Genomic DNA, 21590 nt, shown 5'->3' on the forward strand with positions numbered 1-21590 from the left:
GTTCGTATTATCATTGATTTTATCATAACTCATCACGCCTTCAAATTCATTCATTCCGTTCAATATTTTCCACCCTTTCCGTCAAATGTATCCGTTTTCATTAAGGGTTTGACACGATACAGTGATAGTGGAGGCGATACACATGACTGAGACTACTAAACGGACGAAACGCAGAGGGAATTGGAAGAAACCTGCGAGCTTTATAGCATTTGTTGGACCTGCTTTTCTGGCATTTGTCGCAATCGTACTCATCCCATTTTTTAATGGCATTTACTATAGTTTCACTGATTGGAACGGCGTGACCGGAGAACTGAACTTTGTCGGATTGGATAACTATCATCGCTTGTTCTTTGAAGATGAGCAGTTCCGCGCTTCTTTTTGGATTACGACGAAATATACGCTTGTGTCTGTCCTATTGACGAATATCGTCGGTTTCTCATTGGCGCTATTATTGACGATGAACATTAAGACGCGAAACTTCCTACGCACAATTTTCTTCATGCCGAACTTGATCGGTGGCTTAATTCTTGGGTTCATCTGGCAGTTCATTTATGTAAAAGGATTTGCCTCGATCGGTGCGTTGACGGGGTGGAGCCTGTTCGAATTACCATGGCTCGGAGATGCGCAAACGGCATTTTGGGGAATCGTGATTGTCGCCATCTGGCAAGGTGGCGGGTATGTCATGGTCATCTACATCGCGGCGCTACAAAACGTGCCGACTGATTTGATGGAGGCGGCACGAATTGATGGGGCGAATCGTCTTAAGATGCTCCGCCATATCACGCTACCGATGATTATGCCATCGATTACCATCTGTTTGTTCCTGACCATCTCTTGGTCATTCAAAGTGTTTGATACGAACTTGTCGCTCACGAATGGTGGACCGTTCAAATCGACCGAGATGTTAGCCTTAAATATCTATACGGAGTCTTTTGTGAATAATAATTATGGTCTCGGGTCAGCGAAGGCGGTCATCTTCTTCTTGGTCGTGGCTGCGATTACGGTGACGCAAGTGTACGTGACGAAAAAACGGGAGGTGGAAGCATGACGACGGAAAAATTGGAACATGTCGAGAGAAACGTAGAGAAGACACCGAAGCGTATCCCGCAGCGTCCACTTCGCCCGGGAACGTATTCTTGGAACCTTGGAATTATTGAGCTCGTTGCCATCTTGCTCGGACTACTCTATTTGGTCCCGTTCTATTACGTTGTCGCCAACTCGTTCAAATCGATGGCTGAAATCTTTACGAATACGTCCGCCTTACCGAACGAGTGGTTGACCTCAAACTATACAGAAGCATGGGAAGCGATGAATTATGGACGTGTCTTTTTGAACTCCCTTCTCATCACGGTCGGAGCGAATGCGGTCATTGTCATCTTCACCTCGATGGCGGCATGGAAACTCGTTCGGACGAAACATTGGGTTTCCACAATGATCTTTTTCTTGTTCGTGGCAGCGATGGTCATTCCGTTCCAGTCCATCATGATTCCGCTCGTGAAAGTTTCGAGTATCCTCGGTCTGTTGAATAGTCATTGGGGCCTGATCGTCATGTATCTAGGTTTTGGGTCTGGTATCTCAGTATTCCTTTATCACGGATTCATGAAGTCGATTCCTGAGGAGATTGAAGAAGCCGCCATCATCGACGGTTGCTCGACATGGGGTGTCTTCTGGCGCATCGTCTTTCCACTTCTCAAGCCGATCACGGTGACAATCGTCATCTTGAACAGTCTATGGATTTGGAATGACTTCTTATTACCATCGCTTGTTCTTCGTGATGTCGAGTTACGGACCATCCCGCTCGCGACATTCTATTTCTTTGGACAGTACACGAAACAATGGGATTTGGCATTAGCAGGTTTAGTGTTAGGAATCGTTCCCCTTCTGGTCTTTTTCTTCGGCATGCAAAAGCATATCATCAAAGGGATCACAAGCGGTTCGATTAAATAACCCTCCCAAGGGAATCCTCCGTTCGCTACACGGAGGATTATTTTTTTTGAAAAAAATCGTTGACATTAATCTGAATATTTATAATAATGAACTCAATTCAATTGTGAACGACGTCGAAAGGACGAGTACACGAAGGTAGTGAGCCAAGCGATCCGGGGGTGGTGTGAGCCCGGTCTTAACCCTTCGTCGAAAAACTTCCTGGAGTCGCTACCCGAACGCTTTGCCAGTAGACGTAGCCGGACCGCTCCCCGTTATCGGAGTTACGAGATGATTGTCTCGAAAAAGTGAGTAGATTCGTCTACTAATTTGGGTGGCACCGCGGAACCGAAGTCTTCCGTCCCATGTTCGATGGGAATGGAGGGCTTTTTTTCATGGCTTCATTTTCAAATATTCCACAATTGGAGGAAACGGAAAATGACAACAGCAACAAGCACGATGAAAGAAAGACAGCAGACGATTGCAGCAGTAAAGGCACTCTTTGAGGAGAAAGTCTCACGTGAACTCGGACTGATTCAAGTACAAGCACCGCTATTCGTCGAATCGGCGAGTGGGGTCAACGATCACTTGAACGGTGTGGAGCGTATCATTCAGTTTGATACGATGTATCCGGGACATGAACTTGAAATCGTTCAGTCACTCGCGAAATGGAAACGTGAAGCGCTCGGTCGTTACGGATTCGGTGTCGGTGAAGGATTGTACACTCAGATGCGTGCCATTCGACGCGACGAAGAACTCGACGCGACACATTCTTTATTCGTCGATCAGTGGGACTGGGAACGAGTGATTGCTCGAGAAGAACGGACGATGGAATACTTGAAAGCAACGGTGGAGTCGATTTACGCTGCGCTCCGTGAAACAGAAGCGGAAGTAGAGAAAGCGTACGGTGTTGAAGCGATTCTTCCGGAAATGATTCATTTCATCACGAGTCAGGAGTTGGAGGATACGTATCCGATGATGACGCCGAAAGAACGTGAATCGGCTATCTGTAAAGAGTATGGTGCGGTCTTCATCTCACAAATCGGAGATCTTCTCGCTTCAGGTATGAAACACGATGGACGAGCGGCAGACTATGATGATTGGTCGCTCAACGGAGACATTCTCGTGTGGCACCCTGAGCTCGAGTCAGCATTTGAACTGTCATCGATGGGCATTCGTGTCGACGAAGTGGCACTTGATGCGCAACTGAAGAAAGCAGACGCGGAAGAGAAGCGCGCGTACCCATTCCATCAAGGAGTGCTCGAAGGAACGCTTCCGCTTACAATCGGGGGCGGAATCGGACAATCGCGTGTCGCAATGTATCTCTTGCGCGCGCGTCATATCGGAGAAGTGCAAACATCGGTCTGGCCGCAAGAAGTCATTCAATCGTGTAAAGAAGCTGGCATCAGCTTGTTGTAATATAATAAGAAGAAACACGGAACAGGACTCGAAAAAAGAGTCCTGTTTTTCTGTGCAACATTTTCCACCCTATCCGTCAATTTTGACACCTACATTGTGGAAGCGTTTTCATTTAAAGTTGAGTTTGTAAAGATGGATAAGGTTAAGGGAGGAAATGAGATGAAACGGAAGTGGAAATTGTCTACAGCGGTCATGACGGCTGGAATGGTCTTATCACTCGCGGCTTGCGGCGGCGGATCACTCACGGACGAAGGTTCTTCTGAAGGAAATGCAGATAGCGGCGACAAAAAAGACGTCACGTTAAACGTCTTCCAATTCAAAGCGGAGATTGCGAAAGACCTTGAAGCGATGGCAAAAGAGTATGAAGAGGAAACGGGTGTGAAAGTCACGGTTCAAACCGTCGGTGGTGGAGCAGACTACGGTGCGGCCCTCAAATCACAATTCGCCTCAGGAAATGAACCGGATATCTTCAACAACGGTGGATTCACGGAAGCACAAACATGGAAAGATAAACTCGAGGACCTCTCAAGCGAGAAGTGGGTCGGAGATTTGACAGAAGTCGCCAAAGAGCCGATGACGATGGACGGTAAACTGTACGGAATGCCAATGAACCTCGAAGGTTACGGATTTATCTATAATAAAGAACTATTTGAAAAAGCAGGGATCAAAGAGTTACCGAAAACACTCTCTGAACTGACAGATGCTGCTGAAAAACTTGAGCAAGCGGGAATCACACCGTTCTCTGTCGGTTATGCAGAGTTCTGGATTTTAGGAATCCACTTGTTGAACATTCCGATGGCGCAACAAGACGACCCGGATGCATTTATTCAAGCGCTCAATGAGAATAAAGCGAAGTTTGAAGACAATGAACAGTTCCAAGAGTTTTTGAAATTGTTTGATTTGACGATTAAATACGGAAACAAAAACCCGTTGACGACGGACTACAATACACAAGTCACACAGTTCGCCCAAGGAGAGACAGCAATGCTCCAACAAGGGAACTGGGCACAACAAATGATCCTCGACGTAAATCCAGATATGGAGATGGGATTCGTCCCAATCCCAATCAATGACGATGCGGAGAAGATGGACCGACTTCCGGTCGGTGTCCCGAACAACTGGGTCGTCAACAAAAATTCGAAGTATAAAGAAGAAGCGAAAGACTTCTTAGAGTGGATGGCGACGTCGGATACAGGGAAAGACTACATGGTCAACAAGTTCAAGTTCATCCCTGCCTTCAAGTCGATTGAAGCCAACGACCTTGGACCACTCGCAGACGATATCTTGGCGTATTCGAATGAAGGGAAGACCATCTCTTGGAACTGGTTTAAGTATCCGGATGGAGCAGTGAATGAATATGGTGCCCTTATGCAGGCATATGTCGGTGGACAAAAAACAGGTGAAGAGATGCTTCAGGACTTCACGAAAGTATGGCAAGACAAAGTGAAATAAGCATGGCACAGACGGTGAAACGACCCCTTCACCGTCTGTGTTTTTTTTATGAAGAAATTGTCACAGGAATCCCATATAAACCACACACATACCGGTGGGGGTTTCAGTAGAATGGATGTTGTAAGCGCTTATGAGAAGGAGGGGGCATGAAACGAATATTGAGTTGTATCCTATTTTTGTGTTGGACAACACAGGTAGAGGCGGAAGAACACTCGATTCCGTTGACTGAACCCATCGTCATTGAGTCGAATGAGCATGTGGATGGAGACGGAAAAACATATACGAGTTGTGGCCATCCCGCATTTATCATGCGTGGAACCGGTGCTGTTCTCGAACGTGTATCAGTACAACAATGTGAGAACGACGATGTACCAGCCATCCAAGTATCTGGTCTCGGACATCAACTGCTTGATGTGTCGATCGAGTCCGCTGGTACTGGACTATTGATTGAGGATAGTTATGGAGTTCGAGTCACACGAATGTCCATTGACGGGAATGGACAGGCGGATGGGATGGTGCTCCTTGATAGTGAGGCGACCGAACTGCGTGGAGTTGTAGTGAAGAGAGTGAGAGACGGGATATACATAGAGAATGGATCTCGGCACACAATCGTTCGACCGGTCGTTTCGCATTCACGCTACGGCATTCACTTGATGTTTCCGACTGATGTGGTGATTTCGGTGCCCGAACTCCATCATAATTTGACCGGTGCGATGATTATGGGAACGAATCGAGTCGTCTTAAAAAATGGGAATGTACACGACCAGTTCGGTGGAACGGCGACGGGGCTGATGCTCTATGAGGCAATCGATACGACCATCGAGATGACGAACGTATCTGGAAATCATATCGGCTTGTTCGCGGAGCAGTCAGTAGGAACGATTCTTGAACGGAATACGATTAACGGCAACGATATCGGCTTTCAATTCAAGCAAGCAACGGGGATGATGATTCTTCAAAATAACCTGTTAGGAAATCGTGAACCGGTGACGATGGTCGAGTCGCATGACAACGTTGTACAAGGAAATGTCTGGGGTGGGACGACGTTGGACCTAGATCGTGACGGGTATAGCGAAATCCCATTTCAAACCGAACCGTACTTGTTCTTATTAACTGATTCATATGAAGCGCTAGAATTATTATACGGGTCCCCGGGACTTCTCCTATTAGAAAACATTCTGAGAAGTCCGAACGATGTATCGTTGACGGACCTTTCACCGCAAACCTATACAGCAAGGTGGGAGTGGAGCGGTTCGATTTGGAATTTAGGGAGTATCATTTTACTTATTATCATTTGGATATTTGGGAGGAAACGACATGAAATCGTATAAACAAGTAGCAGGATTATTATCCATCGCAGGATTATCATTGGCACTCGGAGCATGTTCGAGTGCATCGGCAGAACCGTTTGAAATCAAATGGGGCGAAACAGAGTGTGAAGTGTGTAAAATGAAAGTCATGGATAAGCAGTTCGCAGCGGAAGCCATCATGGAAAATGAAAAAGGATATGCGTTTGATGACATCGGTTGTCTCATGCGTGATTGGTATCCTGAACAAAAAGAAGAAGATATTGCTGCGATGTACGTGAAAGATTTCAATACGAAAGAGTGGGTCGAATTAGACGAAGCGATGTTCGTGTACGACAAAGAGTCGAAAACACCAATGGCGTACAATATTCTCTCGTTCGCGAAAGAGGCTGATGCTGAAGCCTATATCGAAGAGAATGGTGGAGATATGATGGACTTCGAACAATTGAAAGACCATTCGTGGGAGCGCGGCGAGATGCACATGAAGATGGATGGCGAAGGCTCAATGGATCAAGATAGCGAAATGGACATGGATACAGAAGAAGAAGGGCAATAATCGATGTCACTGTGGCGAATGGAATGGGCGCGGAGTCTGAGACAGCGTGAGAACTATGTATTCTTAGTTATATGGATTCTCACGCTCGTTCTACTCGGAGGACTCGGACAAGCACTACCTGTTGCTGCGGACTATACAAACGTAAGTGCAACGCTCATCACGGTGCTCGGTCTGTTACTTCCTCTTTTCATCTTATTGACGACAGCGCTTCATTGGGGACAGGAACAGGAATCGAAGCGATTGAATCTCCTCTCAACATTTACCTATCCTAAATGGAAGTTGATTTTAGTCCGATTCAGTTCATTTCTCGTGACACAAGGACTTATTCTGCTGTTGGCTTTCCTCGTTGCTTCGCTCGTTGTCGGACAATCAAGTGAGACTTGGATGATTTTGTTTTCCTACGCCATTGGATTAACAATCTACGCGACAGCGCTTGGAACTTTGCTTGGACTAATCGCGCGCAAGCGGATTCGAGCGATGTTACTGGCCTTCCTCACATGGACGATCCTCGTGTTGCTTTGGCCAACGCTTCTCGTGACCATCGTTTCCTGGCTTCCTTACGGTATGCAAGTGAACGGCATGATTGTGGCGCTGTTTCTGAATGGATTTGACTTGATGCGTGTATGGGCCAGTACGATTGTATCCTCTTCAGATGTGTTTGGGGATGTCTATCTCCACCTGTTGAATTGGATGCATCGACCGATTGGATACGCTGGAGTCTGGTTGAGCTTGCTTACGGCAAGTGGTTTCTTGTTATCACTTGCCTCGACGGTGATGTACGGAGGGAATCGTCATGATTAACTGTTTAGATGTAGGGAAAAAATACGGTGATTCGTGGTCACTCCATCCCATTCGTGAAGACATCGTCTCGGGGAAAATCGTGGCGTTGTGTGGAAGCAATGGTGCCGGAAAATCGACGCTGTTGAATCTGATGAATGGTACCATCAAACCGAGTACCGGCAACATTCAATTGAATGGTTATACGATCAAACAACGCGCGAAATATAATGAGAGTTTTGGCTATATGCCGGATGATTTCTATTTTGATGAGGCATGGACAGTTGAGGAGACATTCATCTACTACGCTACCTTGCAAGGGGTACATCCGACTCTGGATATTTTAAAACGAGTCGGTCTGTACGAGGATAAACGAAAGCGCGTCTCCGAACTCTCAAAAGGGATGCGGCAACGTCTCTTGTTGTCTCAAGCTCTTGTAAGCGAACCAGACATCTTGTTGTTGGATGAACCGACGAACGGACTCGATCCGCTATGGATGCAAATGCTCAGCGAACTATTGCGACAAGAGGCTAAACGGGGGGCGACCATCGTGTTTTCAACGCATCAACTTGACGTCGCCGCCATGTTGGCAGATGAGGTCTGGATGATGCGAGCGGGTGCTGTTTGTGGGAAGGTATATGTCCAAGAAGAACAAGCCGCATATGAACGACTAAGAGAATTCTTTTTCGAATCGAAAGATGACACTTGTCAAATGGACGCGGCTCGCACAAAATAATAGACAGTTGAAGTGGTGCTCGGAACCTTCCGACGCCACTATTTTTTTGGGGAGATGGAATGAATGAGAAAAAATGTGACGGTTGCCCTATTACTGGCAACCTTTTTAGCAGCGATTGAAGGGACGGTCGTATCGGTTGCGACACCGGTCATTGCCAGTGAGTTGAATGGAGCGACGCTCGTCAGCTGGGTATTTGCCGCTTTCTTACTTTTTACAGCGGTTTCGACACCGATTTATGGAAAAGTGGCAGACTTATTCGGGCGAAAGCGCGTCCTGTTGTTTGGAATCGGGTTGTTCACCGTGTCTTCATTGTTATGTGGGTTAGCGACATCGATGGAACAACTCATTGTCTTTCGGGCGCTGCAAGGTCTCGGGGCCGGAGCCGTGCTTCCGATTTCGATGACAATTATTGGAGATTTATATAAATACGAAGAGCGTGGGAAAATTCAAGGAATTCTAAGTGCGGTCTGGGGTGTATCGGGTGTGCTTGGCCCCGTCATCGGTGGATTTTTGGTCGAAACGTTGTCTTGGCGTTACGTATTCTTATTAAACGTGCCATTTGCGTTACTCTCGTTCATCATGATTATCGTCTTTTACAAAGAAACCGTCGCTGAAACGAGCGAGCGGATTGATTTAAAAGGTGCTCTCTTGTTCGCTGGAGGAACGACCGCGTTTTTATACGCCTTGATCACGTTCAGTGAAACGAATGAATGGACGACGACCATCGTCGGGAGTGGCGTACTTAGTCTTGTTTTGTTAGGGGGATTCTTCCTATCGGAAAGAAGAGCAACCTCTCCGTTATTGCCGTTTGATTTGCTCAAGCAACCAACGATTGCGGCCATCAACGGCTCTGTCTTTTTTGCAGCTTGGGTGCTCGTTTCAATGTCAGCTTACATCCCAATTTGGGCGCAAGCAGTATTAGGAAAAACAGCAACCGAGGCTGGATTCATGTTGATGCCGTTGTCTGTTGCATGGACATTCACATCGATTATCGGAGGACGGACGCTCGGTGTGGCATCCCCGAGACGTCGCGCGTTGGTTGGTATGGGGTTACTCGTCATCGGAACCCTCACGTTGACACTCTTATCTCAATCAAGCTCGGATTTCTGGGTATATGGTGCGGTGGCTTTGATTGGGGTAGGATTCGGATTGTCACAGCCGATGTTTATCGTCGTCTTACAAACCGTCGTTTCCTATCAGCAACGAGGAACGGCGACTGCGACCAACTCCTTCTTAAGTACGGTCGGTCAAACGCTCGGTGTAGCAGTCTTTGGAGCCGTCTTTAACTTTGTCGTACTCAATGATTTTAAAGAAAGCAGCTCCTTATCCCAAGTGTCTTTGGAAGACTTCTTCAATCAAAGTGTGACGGAGACGTTAAGCGCGTCTGTCCGTCTGCAAGGTGAACAAATCATCGCGACCGGGTTGAATGGGATCTTCATCGGGGCGATGATTGCGGCCGTGATTGCATTCATCATCGCAACCCGTTTGCCGGCCCGCCCACCGGAACCTTCACAGCGCTCGTAAAACAAGGGTATGATGAAGGAAAGGGAGGCGAACCGACATGAAACGTCAAATTGGGATTGTGACACTATTGTTTCTTATGGGATGTACGCCAGAACCGACGAACGAAGGTACGGAGCCACCACCTGCTGAAGAATCGACTCGTGATGAGTCGGCAACATCTGAAGAATCGAATACCACTAAAGAGACGGAACTGAACATCGGGGAAGTGACCGCCGTCGCTGAGAATCTAGAGATCCCGTGGTCACTCGCTCGAAGTGCGGACAAATGGTTCGTATCGGAACGTGGTGGGACCATCACGGTAATCGATGATTCCGGTAGCGCGACGCAATCTGACGTGAACTTGGACGAAGACGTATTTGAGATTGGTGAAGGAGGATTCCTCGGCATCGCGCTGAGCGACGATTTTGAATCGAGTGGCATCCTTTACGCATATCATACGTACGGTTCATCGGGAAGAGACGTCAAGAACCGGGTGGTAGAGTTGACGTGGGATGGAGAACGTTTCGAGGAAACTGGTGTCTTGATTGACGAGATACCAGGGGCACGTTTCCATAACGGTGGACGTCTATTAGTCGATGGAGCGTATCTTTGGGTGACGACGGGCGATGCGCTCGTGCCAGAACTTGCTCAAAACGAGTCATCTTTGGCGGGGAAGATTTTACGAATTCCATTATCGGGTGAAGGCGAACCGACCGACTGGATTTATTCGCTTGGTCATCGAAACCCTCAAGGACTCAGCCGGATGGATGATACGCTTTATGCGAGTGAGCATGGGGCGAGTGGACATGACGAGGTCAACGTGATAGAAGAAGGAAACAATTATGGATGGCCACTCATTGAGGCAAACGAGGAACGAGAAGGTCTCATCACGCCATGGTTTGAAGTTGGTGAGACGTCTTGGGCACCATCTGGAATTGCGACCGATGAACGGTACGTATACATGGCGACACTTCGGAATGAGCGGCTCGTGGCCATCGATCGTGAAACGAAGCAAGTCACGACAATTGTCGAAGGGGTAGGACGGATTCGTGATGTGTGGTTGAACGACGATACGTTGTATTTTATTTCGAACAATACGGACGGACGAGGCAATCCGCAATCGCAAGACGACAAACTCTATCAAGTGACCATCCGCTAGAAACTGACGAATCCGTCAGTTTCTATTTTTTTTCGTTGTTTCTTCTGGAAGGAACGGTATAATTAAACATGTATTTTGGAAAAAGAAGGGGAATTTAGATGAATCATTCAAACTTGGTACATAAACGAGAAAATTTATACTTCTCATTATTAGTCGCAGCAAGCGTACTCGTCTTGATTTTAGGAATCGTACTGACGATTGCATCGTTCGGTCTTTTCTTGTGGATCATCGGGACGATCGTAGCACTCTCAATGTTTACGCACTGGATTCAAATCGGGTATATTCGGACGAACGGTGTCAAGGTGACGCCTCGTCAGTTCACAGAGCTTCATGAGCTGGTTCAACGCGTCGGGGCTGAGATGGGGATTCGTTTGTTGCCAGATGTGTATATCTTACAGGCCGGTGGTGTGTTAAATGCTTTCGCCACGCGATTCTTCCAAAAGAATATGGTCATCTTATATTCTGATGTCGTGGAATTGACACGTACTGGACAGGCGAAAGAAGTCGAGTTTGTCATCGCACATGAATTGGCACATATTCGTCGGAACCACGTTCAAAAACAATGGGTTGTCTTACTTGGTAGCATCATTCCGTTTTTAGGATCAGCTTATTCGCGTGCATGTGAGTATACGTGTGACCGGATGGCAGCGCATTATCTTCAAGATTTTGGAGCGTCGAAACAAGCGTTGACCGTACTTGCGATCGGGGGACCGCTCGCGAAAGAAGTGAATGAGTTTGACTATCTGTATGAAGCGAGCAGAGAGAACGGATTCATCGCGAAATATAGTGAACTGTTGTCGACGCATCCGACGTTACCGAAACGCATTGCAGCGATTGCGACACATGCGGGCGAAGAAAACGTACCGGTCTTTAAAACAGCGGGATATGTGAAAGCCTCTATCATTTCGATGATTCTATTGACTGTCATCGGTAACGGAGCAATCATCGCCTTGCTCGTCATGAACGATGATTTATCTGACTTTGTCGCATCGGCAATGAGCGAAGATCTCGAAGAGGATTGGGGAATGGAATTAGGTGAACCGATTCAAGAATTGACGTTCATGAATGCGAGTTATGAAGAAATTGAAGCGGAACTGGCAAACGTGACGGATGTGAACATTCAAGACGAATATGGGGAAACACCACTCCATAACTTGTTCTATAATGACGACATCGATCCTGAGACGGTCCTCCTCTTACTTGATCACGGTGCAGACGTGACCATCGAGAACGAAGAGGGGATGACACCGATTGATGTGGCACGAGAAATGGGACACGGACCACAACTCATTGATTTAATGGAATCCTATTAATAGTCGCTGAATCCTTGTTTCGAAAGAAATGAGGATTCTTTTTTATGATTCTTGCAAACGTTTGCATAACGCGTGATATACTCATGGGGTAGGGGGGATGTCGGTGAATAGCATTCGGACAAAGTTAACAGGAATGATTGCATTAACCATCATCGTGCCAGTCATTATCGCGACAATCATTTCATTTTGGTATGTGGAGGATCGAGAACGTGAACGCGGTCTTGAAATGACGGAATGGTCGCTTGAACGGGGGACGCGTCAGATGGAACGCTATATCTCTGACTTGAGTCGCTTGCCGACTAGCCTATACGCAGATCGTGACGTATTGGACATACTGGAATACGGACCGGGACTGTCGTTAAGAGAAACGGAGATTGAAGTGCGACGAGCGCTCCTCGCAATGTATTTGTCCCGGGAAGACGTGGCGCAAATTCAGCTGTTGATGCTTGAAGACATGGATTCATTCGCAGCGTATAAAATGAAAGTATCACCGCGTTCCAAAAAAGAACCGAGCGCTGTCCAACGACAGTTGTTGAATAATCCGAAAAGTCGTGTCTTGCTTGAAGCGTCACATCCGCTCATTCCGTATCATGATTTCGGACCAATCATGACACAAGAAGATGTCGTCACCCTCCATTTCAGACTCGATAAAATTGAAACGGACGAACCGCTCGCGATTCTGTCGCTCGATATCCCGGAAGATCTGTTCATCGGACAGTTGGCTTCTCTTCAAAATAGTCCGGAGGAAAGTCTATGGTTCGTTGGTGAGGACAATCGTGTGTTCGCCCATCTTGGAGATGGCGAGATTCCTTCGTCGTTTCAACCGAGATCGCTCTCGACCGATGGAAATCATCATCAAATCACGAAAACATTTGAGTTCGACCATCAGCAATTCTATGTCGGGAAGTCGATTCCAGATCAGCTCTTGACGGAACCGGCTTCACGAACATCGTTCATTATTTTGTTAGTCGGAATCATCTCACTCATTCTGGCATTGATTGGCGCCACGTACGCCTCGATGAAACTGACGACTCCGATTAAGACGTTGACCTCGAACATTTGGCGAATTGAGCAAGGCGATATGACGGTCTCGTTCGATTCCCTCGGAAATGATGAGTTCGGCGTACTCGGGAGACAGTTCAAGCGGATGATTGAGCGAATCGACGATCTGATTCAACGGGAGTATAAGCTTGCCTTAGAGAACCGAACGAATGAACTACGTGCCTTACAGGCGCAAACTAATCCGCACTTCTTATTCAATGCGTTACAGTCGATCGGCACACTGGCTTTAAAGGGAGATGGCAAAACCGTCTATCGATTGATCACACAACTCTCTTCGATGATGCGATATACGATGCATCCAGAAGAGTCGATGGTCACGCTAAAGAGAGAAATCGAGCATTTGAACTCATACATTCGCCTGCAAGACGTTCGTTTTCCAAATCAGTTTCAAGTGAGCGTCTCAGTCCCTGAGGACCTCCATGAACTGATTGTTCCAAAGATGATTTTACAGCCGCTCGCAGAGAACTTTTTCAAACATGGGTTCGAGCGAGACGGCTCGGCTTTAGCGAATCGATTTGACGTGATGGTCTGGATGGAAGGGGCGACACTCGTGATTCGCTGTGAGAACAGCGGACGTTCCTTGACGACGGAAGAATGGGAACGGGTCATGTCACGTATTGAACAAGGGGACTCGACATTTTATGACACAGAGGGTACAGGATTACGAAACATTCGTGATCGACTCATGTTAAACTATAATCGGGAGGCAGAATTTATGTTGGCTACACCTGAAACAGGCGGTTTTCGAATCATGATGCGTTTCCCGGCAACGGATGAAGGGGTGGCATCATGACGAAAGTGTTGATTGTAGATGATGAATCTCCAGTAAGGGAAGCGGTGAAATTACTCGGCGAATGGGAGCGGTTCGGTGTGAAGGCCGTACTCGAGGCGAAGAACGGACTTGAGGCAAAGGCGCTCATCGAGCAGGAGCGACCTGCTTTAATTCTATCGGATATTCAAATGCCACATTGTGATGGAATCGAGCTGATGGAGTGGGTACACGACCACGCTTCATCCTCTAAGCTCGTTGTGTTGACAGGTTACGATGAATATTCGTACATGCGCCGGGCCATCCAGTACGGGAGCTTTGATTATCTGTTGAAGCCGATCGACCCGGATGTACTAAACGATACGTTGTCACGGGCGTTAGCGGGCGTGATGACGGAGTCGAGTGAAGATCCGATTGCCCAAATTGGTACGTACATTGAACAGCACTTTGCGGAAGAGCTGAGTTTGCAAGGAATGAGTGAACGGTTTTACTTAAGTCGGGAGTATATCTCACGACGATTTAAACAACAATATGGCGTGAATCTATCTGAGTACGTGTTGACAATTCGGATGAATGAAGCAAAGCGCCTGTTAGAAACGAGTAGACAGCGTATCTATGAAGTCGCCCAAGCAGTCGGCTTTTCGGACGACAAATATTTCCGAAAGGTCTTTAAAAAACAAGTCGGTGTTACTCCGAACGAATTTCGGGAACAAGTTCAACGACAAGCTTAAAGGAGGAATTCAAACATGAGTGTACACATTGGAGCTCAAGAAGGACAAATTGCAGAAACGGTATTACTTCCAGGGGATCCGCTTCGCGCCAAGTATATCGCGGAAACGTTTTTAGAAGACGTCGAATTATATAACGAAGTTCGTGGCATGTACGGCTTCACGGGAACATACAAAGGAAAACGCATCTCAGTGCAAGGTACAGGGATGGGTGTCCCATCGATGTCGATTTACGTGAATGAACTCATCATGTCGTACGGTGCTAAAAACTTGATCCGTGTCGGAACAGCGGGCGGAATTCAAGAAGATGTTAAGGTACGTGACGTTGTTATCGCGATGAGCGCATCAAGTGAAATGGGACAAAACCGTGTCCGTTTCAACGGAATGGACTATGCGCCAACAGCGACGTTCGACCTCCTACATCGTGCGTATATGAATGCAGAAAAAGCGGGTATCCCGGTCAAAGTCGGACAAATCTTCACGGCTGACCAATTCTATCAAGATGATTTCCATCACTTCAAGAAATGGGCGGACTTCGGTTGCCTCGCGATCGAGATGGAAGCAGCAGGTCTTTACACGCTTGCAGCGAAACATAAAGTGAACGCGTTGACGATCCTCACGATCTCTGACCACTTGTTGACGGGTGAAGAGACGACTTCAGAAGAGCGTCAGTCGACGTTTGATGAAATGATTCGTGTCGCTCTCGACACGGCCGTCGAAGTAACAAACTAAGCGATTTTCCCTATAGCCTTTGGCTGTAGGGATTTTTTGTGTCTAAACCTATTCATCCCTATGAAACGGGTGGAGCACCAGCTAGACTAAGAATAAGATCACGGGAAAGAGGAATTGTCCGATGAAAACTCCATCACGTTTTATATTATATGCAATCGTATTCTTTGCCTTTTTTGATTTATTCGCCCAACTTCCGATCATGAGCACATTTGCGGTATCCGTTGGGGCATCCTCGTTTATCGCTGGCTTTTCCATTGCAATCTATTCGTTGACGAACACGTTTGGAAATATGTTATCTGGTATATGGACTGACAGAAATGGTCCATATCCGGTTTTGGTTCTCGGCTTGTTTCTGACGAGCTTCAGTTTATTGGCTTATCAGTTCGTCGACTCAGCATTTATGTTGCTGTTTGTACGGTGTATTCATGGCTTTATGGCCGGACTCATCGTCCCAGCTGCATTTACGCTGTCGGCGAACGTCACCGCGATGAACCGTCAAGGTAAGAAAGTCGCCATTACCGGTAGTTTCGTCGGGTTAGCTGCCATTATCGGTCCAGCATTCAGCGGTATCGTCGCAAGCATCACATCGCCACCAACTGTCTTTTTATTCGTCTCTTTATTCGGTTGGGTGATTCTCATCGTGACGATTGTGACAATGCGAGGAAGTCAAACGGTCGAGACAATAATAGAAAAAGAGAGGACACGGGAAAAACCGGATCCGAAAGTGCTTCGTGCCTATTGGGGCGCTTTTTTCCTCATGTTTTCTCAAGGGGCGCTCGCCTTTTTACTGCCGCTCCATGTGCAGGAACTTGGATATGATTCACGATTGAGCGGGACATTGCTCAGTATGTTCGGCGTGGTAGCCGTCCTGTTCTTTTTATTGCCGACGAACCGATTGTTTGATCGATTCTCTCCGACAAAGTTGACCGCACTTGGGGTGGCTATCATCGGGATAAGCCAGGTGTTAATTGGACAATCGGGTGTACAAACTAGCCTGTATGGGGTACTTGCCTTATATGGTGTCGGGTTTGCCATTTTATTCCCGGCCATTAATACGTTGTTGATCCAATCGACCTCTCCACAAAATCGAGGGAAAGCATACGGGGCGTTCTATGCCTTTTTCTCTCTCGGAACGGTAGCGGGGTCATCATTCTTAAGTGTTCTTCCACTCTCGATCGTCCAGCAGTTCACACTGACCGGCTTGATTTTAGGGAGCGCAAGCCTGCTCTTTCTGATCAGCGCGCGAAAAAGAGTACGAATGTTTTGACACGAGGGAAGCAATCGCTTACTCTATGATTAAGCGTTTAAACATTTAAACGCTTTGTATTATAGTAGGTTGATGAAAGCGTTTTTTTAGATTCACGTTTCACACGATGATAAAATGAGATAAATGTGATGAATCATAAGGAGGAAAGTTCATGCTGGCACCGATTGAACAGTTGACGATTGACGAGCTAGTCCAGAAACAGCGCCGCTTCTTTAAAACACAGGCGACAAAATCGATGGCATTTCGTTTGAGCATGCTGACGTTTTTAAAGGAGTCCATTAAGCATTATGAAGCGGATTTGCTAGAGGCGCTTCGCGAAGATTTGAACAAGTCCGAATTGGATGCGTATACGACGGAAATCGGATTTATTTACGATGAGATTTCACGAACGACGCGTGAATTGAAGCGGTGGATGCGTCCGAAGCGTGTCCGTGGGACGGCGATTCATCTTGGGATGAAGAGTGAGATTCAATATGAGCCGTACGGCACGGTGTTGATCATCGCTCCATGGAATTATCCATTCCAATTGGCTGTTGCTCCACTCATTGGTGCGATTGCCGCAGGGAATACAGCCGTTGTCAAACCTTCAGAATTGACGCCGAATGTTGCGCGTGTCCTGACGCAGGTGCTCGAGCGTGCCTTCACCGATCGATATGTGGCAAGTGTCGAAGGGGATAAAGATACAGCGCAAGAGCTGTTGGCACAAAAATGGGATTACATCTTCTTCACGGGATCGACGCAAGTCGGGCGAATCGTCAATCAGGCGGCAGCGAAGCATCTGACGCCAGTCACGCTCGAACTAGGTGGGAAATCACCAGTCATCGTTCACGGAGATGCGAACGTCTCCATTGCGGCAAAACGTGTCGCCTGGGGTAAATGGATGAACGCCGGTCAAACATGTGTCGCACCAGACTATGTGCTCGTCCACGAATCGCAACAAGAAGCATTTTTAGAAGCGATTAAACAAGAGGCGTTTGCGATGTTTGGGAATGGTGTCGGCACGAAACGATACACGCGCATCGTCAATGAATCACACTTCGACCGTTTGGCTCACTATTTGACAGAAGGTGACCTTGTGTTCGGTGGAGAGATGAACCGGGATGAGCTTAAAATTGCGCCGACCGTCATGACGAATCTTCATGAAGATGCTGATGTGATGAAAGATGAGATTTTCGGTCCGATTTTACCAGTCATTCCATATCGTCAATTGGATGAAGTGATCGAGTTCATCTCAGACCGACCACACCCATTGGCGCTCTATCTCTTTACAGAGTCAAAGGACGTGGAAAGAACCGTCATGAAGCACCTTTCCTTCGGTGGCGGGTGTGTGAACGATGTCATCATGCATTTGACGAACCCAAATCTACCGTTTGGTGGAGTGGGCGAGAGCGGAATGGGGGCCTATCATGGGCGAACGAGTTTTGAGACATTCAGCCACGCGAAGTCTATTTTAAAAAATACGACAAAATTTGATTTACCAGTCCGGTATCCGAACTTCAAACCGGCTGAACAATTGATTCGACTGATTCAACGATGAATCGATGTAAAGATTCGGGGTCATACCCGAATCTTTTTATTTTCAAAAGATTGTTTGAAATGTCACATACTTTTATGATACTCCCTGTCACACTCCTGTATAATAAAGTCATAAATGGAACGGACGAATGAAACGTGGAGGGAGCACCGACCTATGTCAATGCAATGTGGAACGACCCAACCGAACAGTTTTGTATTCTCAGATGAAACGAAACAGCTGTTACTCGAAATGATGACGCTTCAGCATCATCCAAAAGCGAGTATCGTGTGTTGGGAAGGTGAGAAGTGTGATAAGTTCTTTTATTTGAAGAGTGGATCTGTCAAATTCACGAAAATCACGAAAAAGGGAAATCCACTCGTCATGTTCATGTATGGATCGGATGATTTCTTTGGTGAGTTTGACATCGTGGAGACATTCCCTAGTTCGTATAGCATCGAAACGACTGAAGAGAGTACCATCGGGACGATTTCAAAACGAGAGTTAGAATCGCTTATGCAGCGCGATATCCGTTTTGCCGGAGAAATCTTGCGCTGGACATCGATGATGCGTAAGCATTCCGAAATGAAAGTGCGCGACTTATTGTTGTATGGAAAACCTGGTGCATTGGCTTCGACGTTACTTCGAATGGCCGCGATGCATGGAGTGGAGGAAGAAGATGCAATCGTGATTCCTCGTCATCCGTCTGACGGAGAACTCGGACAACTGATTGGAGCACCGCGTGAGACGGTGAATCGATTGATCAGTCAGTGGCGAAAAGAAGGTGTCATCAGCACAACAACGAAATCAATCATCATTCGCGATGTCGACTTTTTAAAAGAGTTATGCCATTGCGAAGGCTGCCCGGCAGGAATATGTCGTTTGTAAACCGCCCCATGTGGAGGCGGTTTTTTGTGGATTGGTTTTGTACAAATGTGAACTTTATGTGTTGAAACTACGCAAAATTGATGTGATTGTCACTTTTGGAGTGATAAATATCACATATTATCACCAGAGCGATTGCATACAATAAAGGTGGAAAAACAAGCGAAAGGGGTCTTACACGTGGAACATAAAGATGGACAAGAACCGAATTTAAAAGGAACGTTCACATCGGTCATGATCGTGGCGGGTGTCATCATCGCCATGTGGTCATCAGTCTTTTACTTATTCGTCACTCGGTAAGAATTCAGGGAGGAGGGTCTCATCATGCATATTCATAAACTAGAAAAATATTGGCTTACATTCGGCATCATTCTGCTCGCAGTCTTCCTGACTGTTCTCGGGGTATCCGCATTCGCGGCAGGTAATCAACCCGCATCGGATGCAGACTTGATTGACCCGGCAAAAGTAAATCAGACGGCTCCGTTCGACAAACCAGGACTTCATCAAATTGGTGAAAATGAATATGAGCTCGTCATGATCGCACAAGCGTTTACGTTCACACCAGGGAATGTTGAAATTCCAAAAGGGGCAAAAGTGACGTTCCTCGTGACATCACCTGACGTCGTCCACGGATTTCAGTTGACGGGTACGCCGGTCAACATGATGATCGTCCCGGGACATATCAACTCGTTGACGTACACATTCGAGGAAGCTGGCGAATTTTTAATCTTGTGTAACGAATATTGCGGTACAGGGCATCACATGATGTCGACTAAAATCAAGGTGGTGGAATAAATGAATGACGTATCATCTAAACTGAAGCAATGGGAGATGGAACGCGGCGTACCGGTTCCGAGTATCGGAGCAAAAGAGGCACGTCTTGCCTATGGACATGTTCTCGTATCCGTTCTCGCCATCTTGATTGGGGCGCTAGCTGGATTGACTCAGACATTGATTCGGACGGGTGTCATTCCTGAAATCTTTGGATACTATCAACTTCTGACTGCGCACGGGATCATGCTTGGAATCGTCTTTACGACGATGTTCATTATCGGTCTTTTATATGCCTTATTGGCGAAGTCGTTCGGTCGCTTTGAATCGTTCCCGACACGTGTCGCTTGGCTCGGTTTTTGGACGATGATCATCGGTGCTGTCATGGTAACCGTCATGATTTTGGCCAATAAAGGGACGGTCTTATATACGTTTTATGCGCCGCTCATGGCAGATCCGCTCTTCTATGTCGGACTCGTGTTATTCGTAGTCGGGACATGGTTGTCGTCTTTCGCGATGTTCCGCATGTATGCGGATTACAAGCGTGACAACCCTGGTATCCATCCACCACTTCCGGCGTATATGAGTATCATGACGATGCTTCTTTGGGACATTGCGACACTTGGTGTTGCAGCAACGATTTTATTCCAACTCCTTCCGCTCTCGTTAGGATGGACGGATACAGTCGGAATCGAGTTATCTCGTACATTGTTCTGGTACTTCGGTCACCCGCTCGTTTATTTCTGGCTCATGCCGGCATACATCGTGTGGTATACGGTCGTACCGAAAGTGATTGGTGGGAAGATCTTCTCGGATGCGTTGGCGCGGATGGCGTTCTTGCTGTTCCTACTCTTCTCATTCCCGGTCGGTTTCCACCATCAGTTGACAGAGCCAGGGATTGAACCGTTCTGGAAATTCGTTCAAGTCATCTTGACGTTCTTAGTCGTCATCCCATCATTTATGACAGCATTCTCGCTCTTTGCGACGTTTGAACTTCGAGGTCGTGCCCTTGGCGCGAAAGGACTGTTCGGATGGGTGAAGAAAATGCCATATGGCGATGTTCGCTTCCTTGCTCCTTTCGTTGGGATGTTGTTCTTCATCCCGGCTGGCGCAGGTGGAATCATCAACGCTTCGCACCAATTGAATGCAATGGTCCACAATACGTTATGGGTCACAGGACACTTCCACATCACAGTAGGTACTGCCGTCGCCTTAACCTTCTTCGGAACAGCGTACTGGCTAGTCCCAGTCCTACGTGGTCGCACGTTGACGAAGGCGATGAACAAGCTTGGATTGATTCAAGCAGGAACATGGGCATTCGGTATGGCGATCATGTCCTATGCAATGCATATCTCAGGATTGAACGGGAACCCACGTCGTACGGGTCCGGCAACTTATTTCTCAGATGCATTGACGCGTGAATGGATCCCATATCATGTCATGATGGCAATCGGGGGAACAATTTTGTTCATCTCTGTTCTCATCTTCGTCTACTCGATGTTCAACTTGTCATTCCTCGCTCCAAAAGGCGAAGAAGAATTCCCGCTCGCTGAGACAGAAGAGGCGGCGATGGATACACCGCGTTACTTCGAGAATTGGAAGCTATGGATTACCGTGACATTTGTCTTGATCGCATTTGCATACACCGTTCCAATCTGGCACTTGATTGAGAGTGCGCCTCCAGGAGCGCGTGGTTGGGTACTCTGGTAAACTGAAGT

General features: G+C 47.1%; 20 protein-coding genes and 1 other annotated feature. All 20 genes read left to right on the plus strand.

Going from position 1 to position 21590, the window contains the following annotated elements; translation table 11 throughout:
• The first annotated feature begins 142 nt into the window (after nt 1-142).
• Complete coding sequence (locus Q9R25_RS12695) at nt 143-1048, plus strand: carbohydrate ABC transporter permease (RefSeq protein ID WP_196431582.1); 906 nt, start codon at nt 143-145, stop codon at nt 1046-1048.
• Nucleotides 1045-1947: a carbohydrate ABC transporter permease gene (locus Q9R25_RS12700; RefSeq protein WP_078146321.1), complete on the plus strand. Its 903-nt coding sequence runs from the start codon at nt 1045-1047 to the stop codon at nt 1945-1947. The genes Q9R25_RS12695 and Q9R25_RS12700 overlap by 4 nt, the downstream gene beginning before the upstream one ends.
• A 104-nt stretch (nt 1948-2051) precedes the next feature.
• Nucleotides 2052-2292: a binding site (T-box leader), on the plus strand.
• Between the two features lie 69 nt (nt 2293-2361).
• On the plus strand, nt 2362-3342 hold the full coding sequence (gene asnA, locus Q9R25_RS12705) for an aspartate--ammonia ligase (RefSeq protein WP_215244343.1): 981 nt from the start codon (nt 2362-2364) through the stop codon (nt 3340-3342).
• A gap of 159 nt (nt 3343-3501) precedes the next feature.
• On the plus strand, nt 3502-4794 hold the full coding sequence (locus tag Q9R25_RS12710; protein WP_196431581.1) for an ABC transporter substrate-binding protein: 1293 nt from the start codon (nt 3502-3504) through the stop codon (nt 4792-4794).
• A gap of 146 nt (nt 4795-4940) precedes the next feature.
• On the plus strand, nt 4941-6125 hold the full coding sequence (locus tag Q9R25_RS12715; protein ID WP_214691475.1) for a right-handed parallel beta-helix repeat-containing protein: 1185 nt from the start codon (nt 4941-4943) through the stop codon (nt 6123-6125).
• Nucleotides 6112-6657, plus strand: a complete 546-nt coding sequence (locus Q9R25_RS12720; protein ID WP_196431579.1) for a nitrous oxide reductase accessory protein NosL — start codon at nt 6112-6114, stop codon at nt 6655-6657. Before Q9R25_RS12715 ends, Q9R25_RS12720 begins: the two co-directional genes overlap by 14 nt.
• A 3-nt stretch (nt 6658-6660) precedes the next feature.
• The gene (locus tag Q9R25_RS12725) at nt 6661-7458 is read left to right on the plus strand and encodes an ABC-2 transporter permease (RefSeq protein ID WP_215244345.1); all 798 of its coding nucleotides are present in this window, start codon (nt 6661-6663) and stop codon (nt 7456-7458) included.
• Nucleotides 7451-8170, plus strand: a complete 720-nt coding sequence (locus Q9R25_RS12730; RefSeq protein WP_311283244.1) for an ABC transporter ATP-binding protein — start codon at nt 7451-7453, stop codon at nt 8168-8170. Before Q9R25_RS12725 ends, Q9R25_RS12730 begins: the two co-directional genes overlap by 8 nt.
• Before the next feature lie 63 nt (nt 8171-8233).
• Nucleotides 8234-9694 carry an MDR family MFS transporter gene (locus Q9R25_RS12735; RefSeq protein WP_196431576.1) on the plus strand — a complete coding sequence of 487 codons (1461 nt, stop codon included), beginning with the start codon at nt 8234-8236 and terminating at the stop codon, nt 9692-9694.
• Between the two features lie 37 nt (nt 9695-9731).
• A complete protein-coding gene (locus tag Q9R25_RS12740) occupies nt 9732-10832 on the plus strand; it encodes a PQQ-dependent sugar dehydrogenase (protein ID WP_074037754.1) in 1101 nt (366 codons plus the stop codon).
• Between the two features lie 98 nt (nt 10833-10930).
• Nucleotides 10931-12145 carry a M48 family metallopeptidase gene (locus tag Q9R25_RS12745; protein ID WP_074037753.1) on the plus strand — a complete coding sequence of 405 codons (1215 nt, stop codon included), beginning with the start codon at nt 10931-10933 and terminating at the stop codon, nt 12143-12145.
• 97 nt (nt 12146-12242) lie between these two features.
• Nucleotides 12243-14000 (plus strand): sensor histidine kinase, encoded by a 1758-nt coding sequence (locus tag Q9R25_RS12750; protein WP_074037752.1) that lies wholly within the window; start codon nt 12243-12245, stop codon nt 13998-14000.
• Complete coding sequence (locus tag Q9R25_RS12755) at nt 13997-14707, plus strand: response regulator transcription factor (RefSeq protein ID WP_074037751.1); 711 nt, start codon at nt 13997-13999, stop codon at nt 14705-14707. Before Q9R25_RS12750 ends, Q9R25_RS12755 begins: the two co-directional genes overlap by 4 nt.
• 15 nt (nt 14708-14722) lie before the next feature.
• Nucleotides 14723-15436, plus strand: coding sequence for a purine-nucleoside phosphorylase (deoD, locus tag Q9R25_RS12760; protein WP_015880817.1), 714 nt, complete (start codon nt 14723-14725; stop codon nt 15434-15436).
• Between the two features lie 121 nt (nt 15437-15557).
• A complete protein-coding gene (locus Q9R25_RS12765) occupies nt 15558-16703 on the plus strand; it encodes an MFS transporter (protein ID WP_159563554.1) in 1146 nt (381 codons plus the stop codon).
• Nucleotides 16704-16854: 151 nt separating this feature from the next.
• Complete coding sequence (locus Q9R25_RS12770) at nt 16855-18240, plus strand: aldehyde dehydrogenase (RefSeq protein ID WP_074037749.1); 1386 nt, start codon at nt 16855-16857, stop codon at nt 18238-18240.
• Nucleotides 18241-18393: 153 nt separating this feature from the next.
• Nucleotides 18394-19104, plus strand: coding sequence for a Crp/Fnr family transcriptional regulator (locus Q9R25_RS12775; RefSeq protein ID WP_015880820.1), 711 nt, complete (start codon nt 18394-18396; stop codon nt 19102-19104).
• 177 nt (nt 19105-19281) lie between these two features.
• Complete coding sequence (locus Q9R25_RS12780) at nt 19282-19401, plus strand: cytochrome c oxidase subunit 2A (RefSeq protein WP_224863290.1); 120 nt, start codon at nt 19282-19284, stop codon at nt 19399-19401.
• 24 nt (nt 19402-19425) lie between these two features.
• Nucleotides 19426-19896: a cytochrome c oxidase subunit II gene (locus Q9R25_RS12785; protein ID WP_015880821.1), complete on the plus strand. Its 471-nt coding sequence runs from the start codon at nt 19426-19428 to the stop codon at nt 19894-19896.
• Nucleotides 19897-21582, plus strand: coding sequence for a b(o/a)3-type cytochrome-c oxidase subunit 1 (locus tag Q9R25_RS12790; protein ID WP_074037747.1), 1686 nt, complete (start codon nt 19897-19899; stop codon nt 21580-21582).
• Nucleotides 21583-21590 lie beyond the last annotated feature (8 nt).

The organism is Exiguobacterium sp. BG5(2022), assembly GCF_031844365.1.
Classification (GTDB): Bacteria; Bacillota; Bacilli; order Exiguobacteriales; family Exiguobacteriaceae; genus Exiguobacterium; species Exiguobacterium profundum.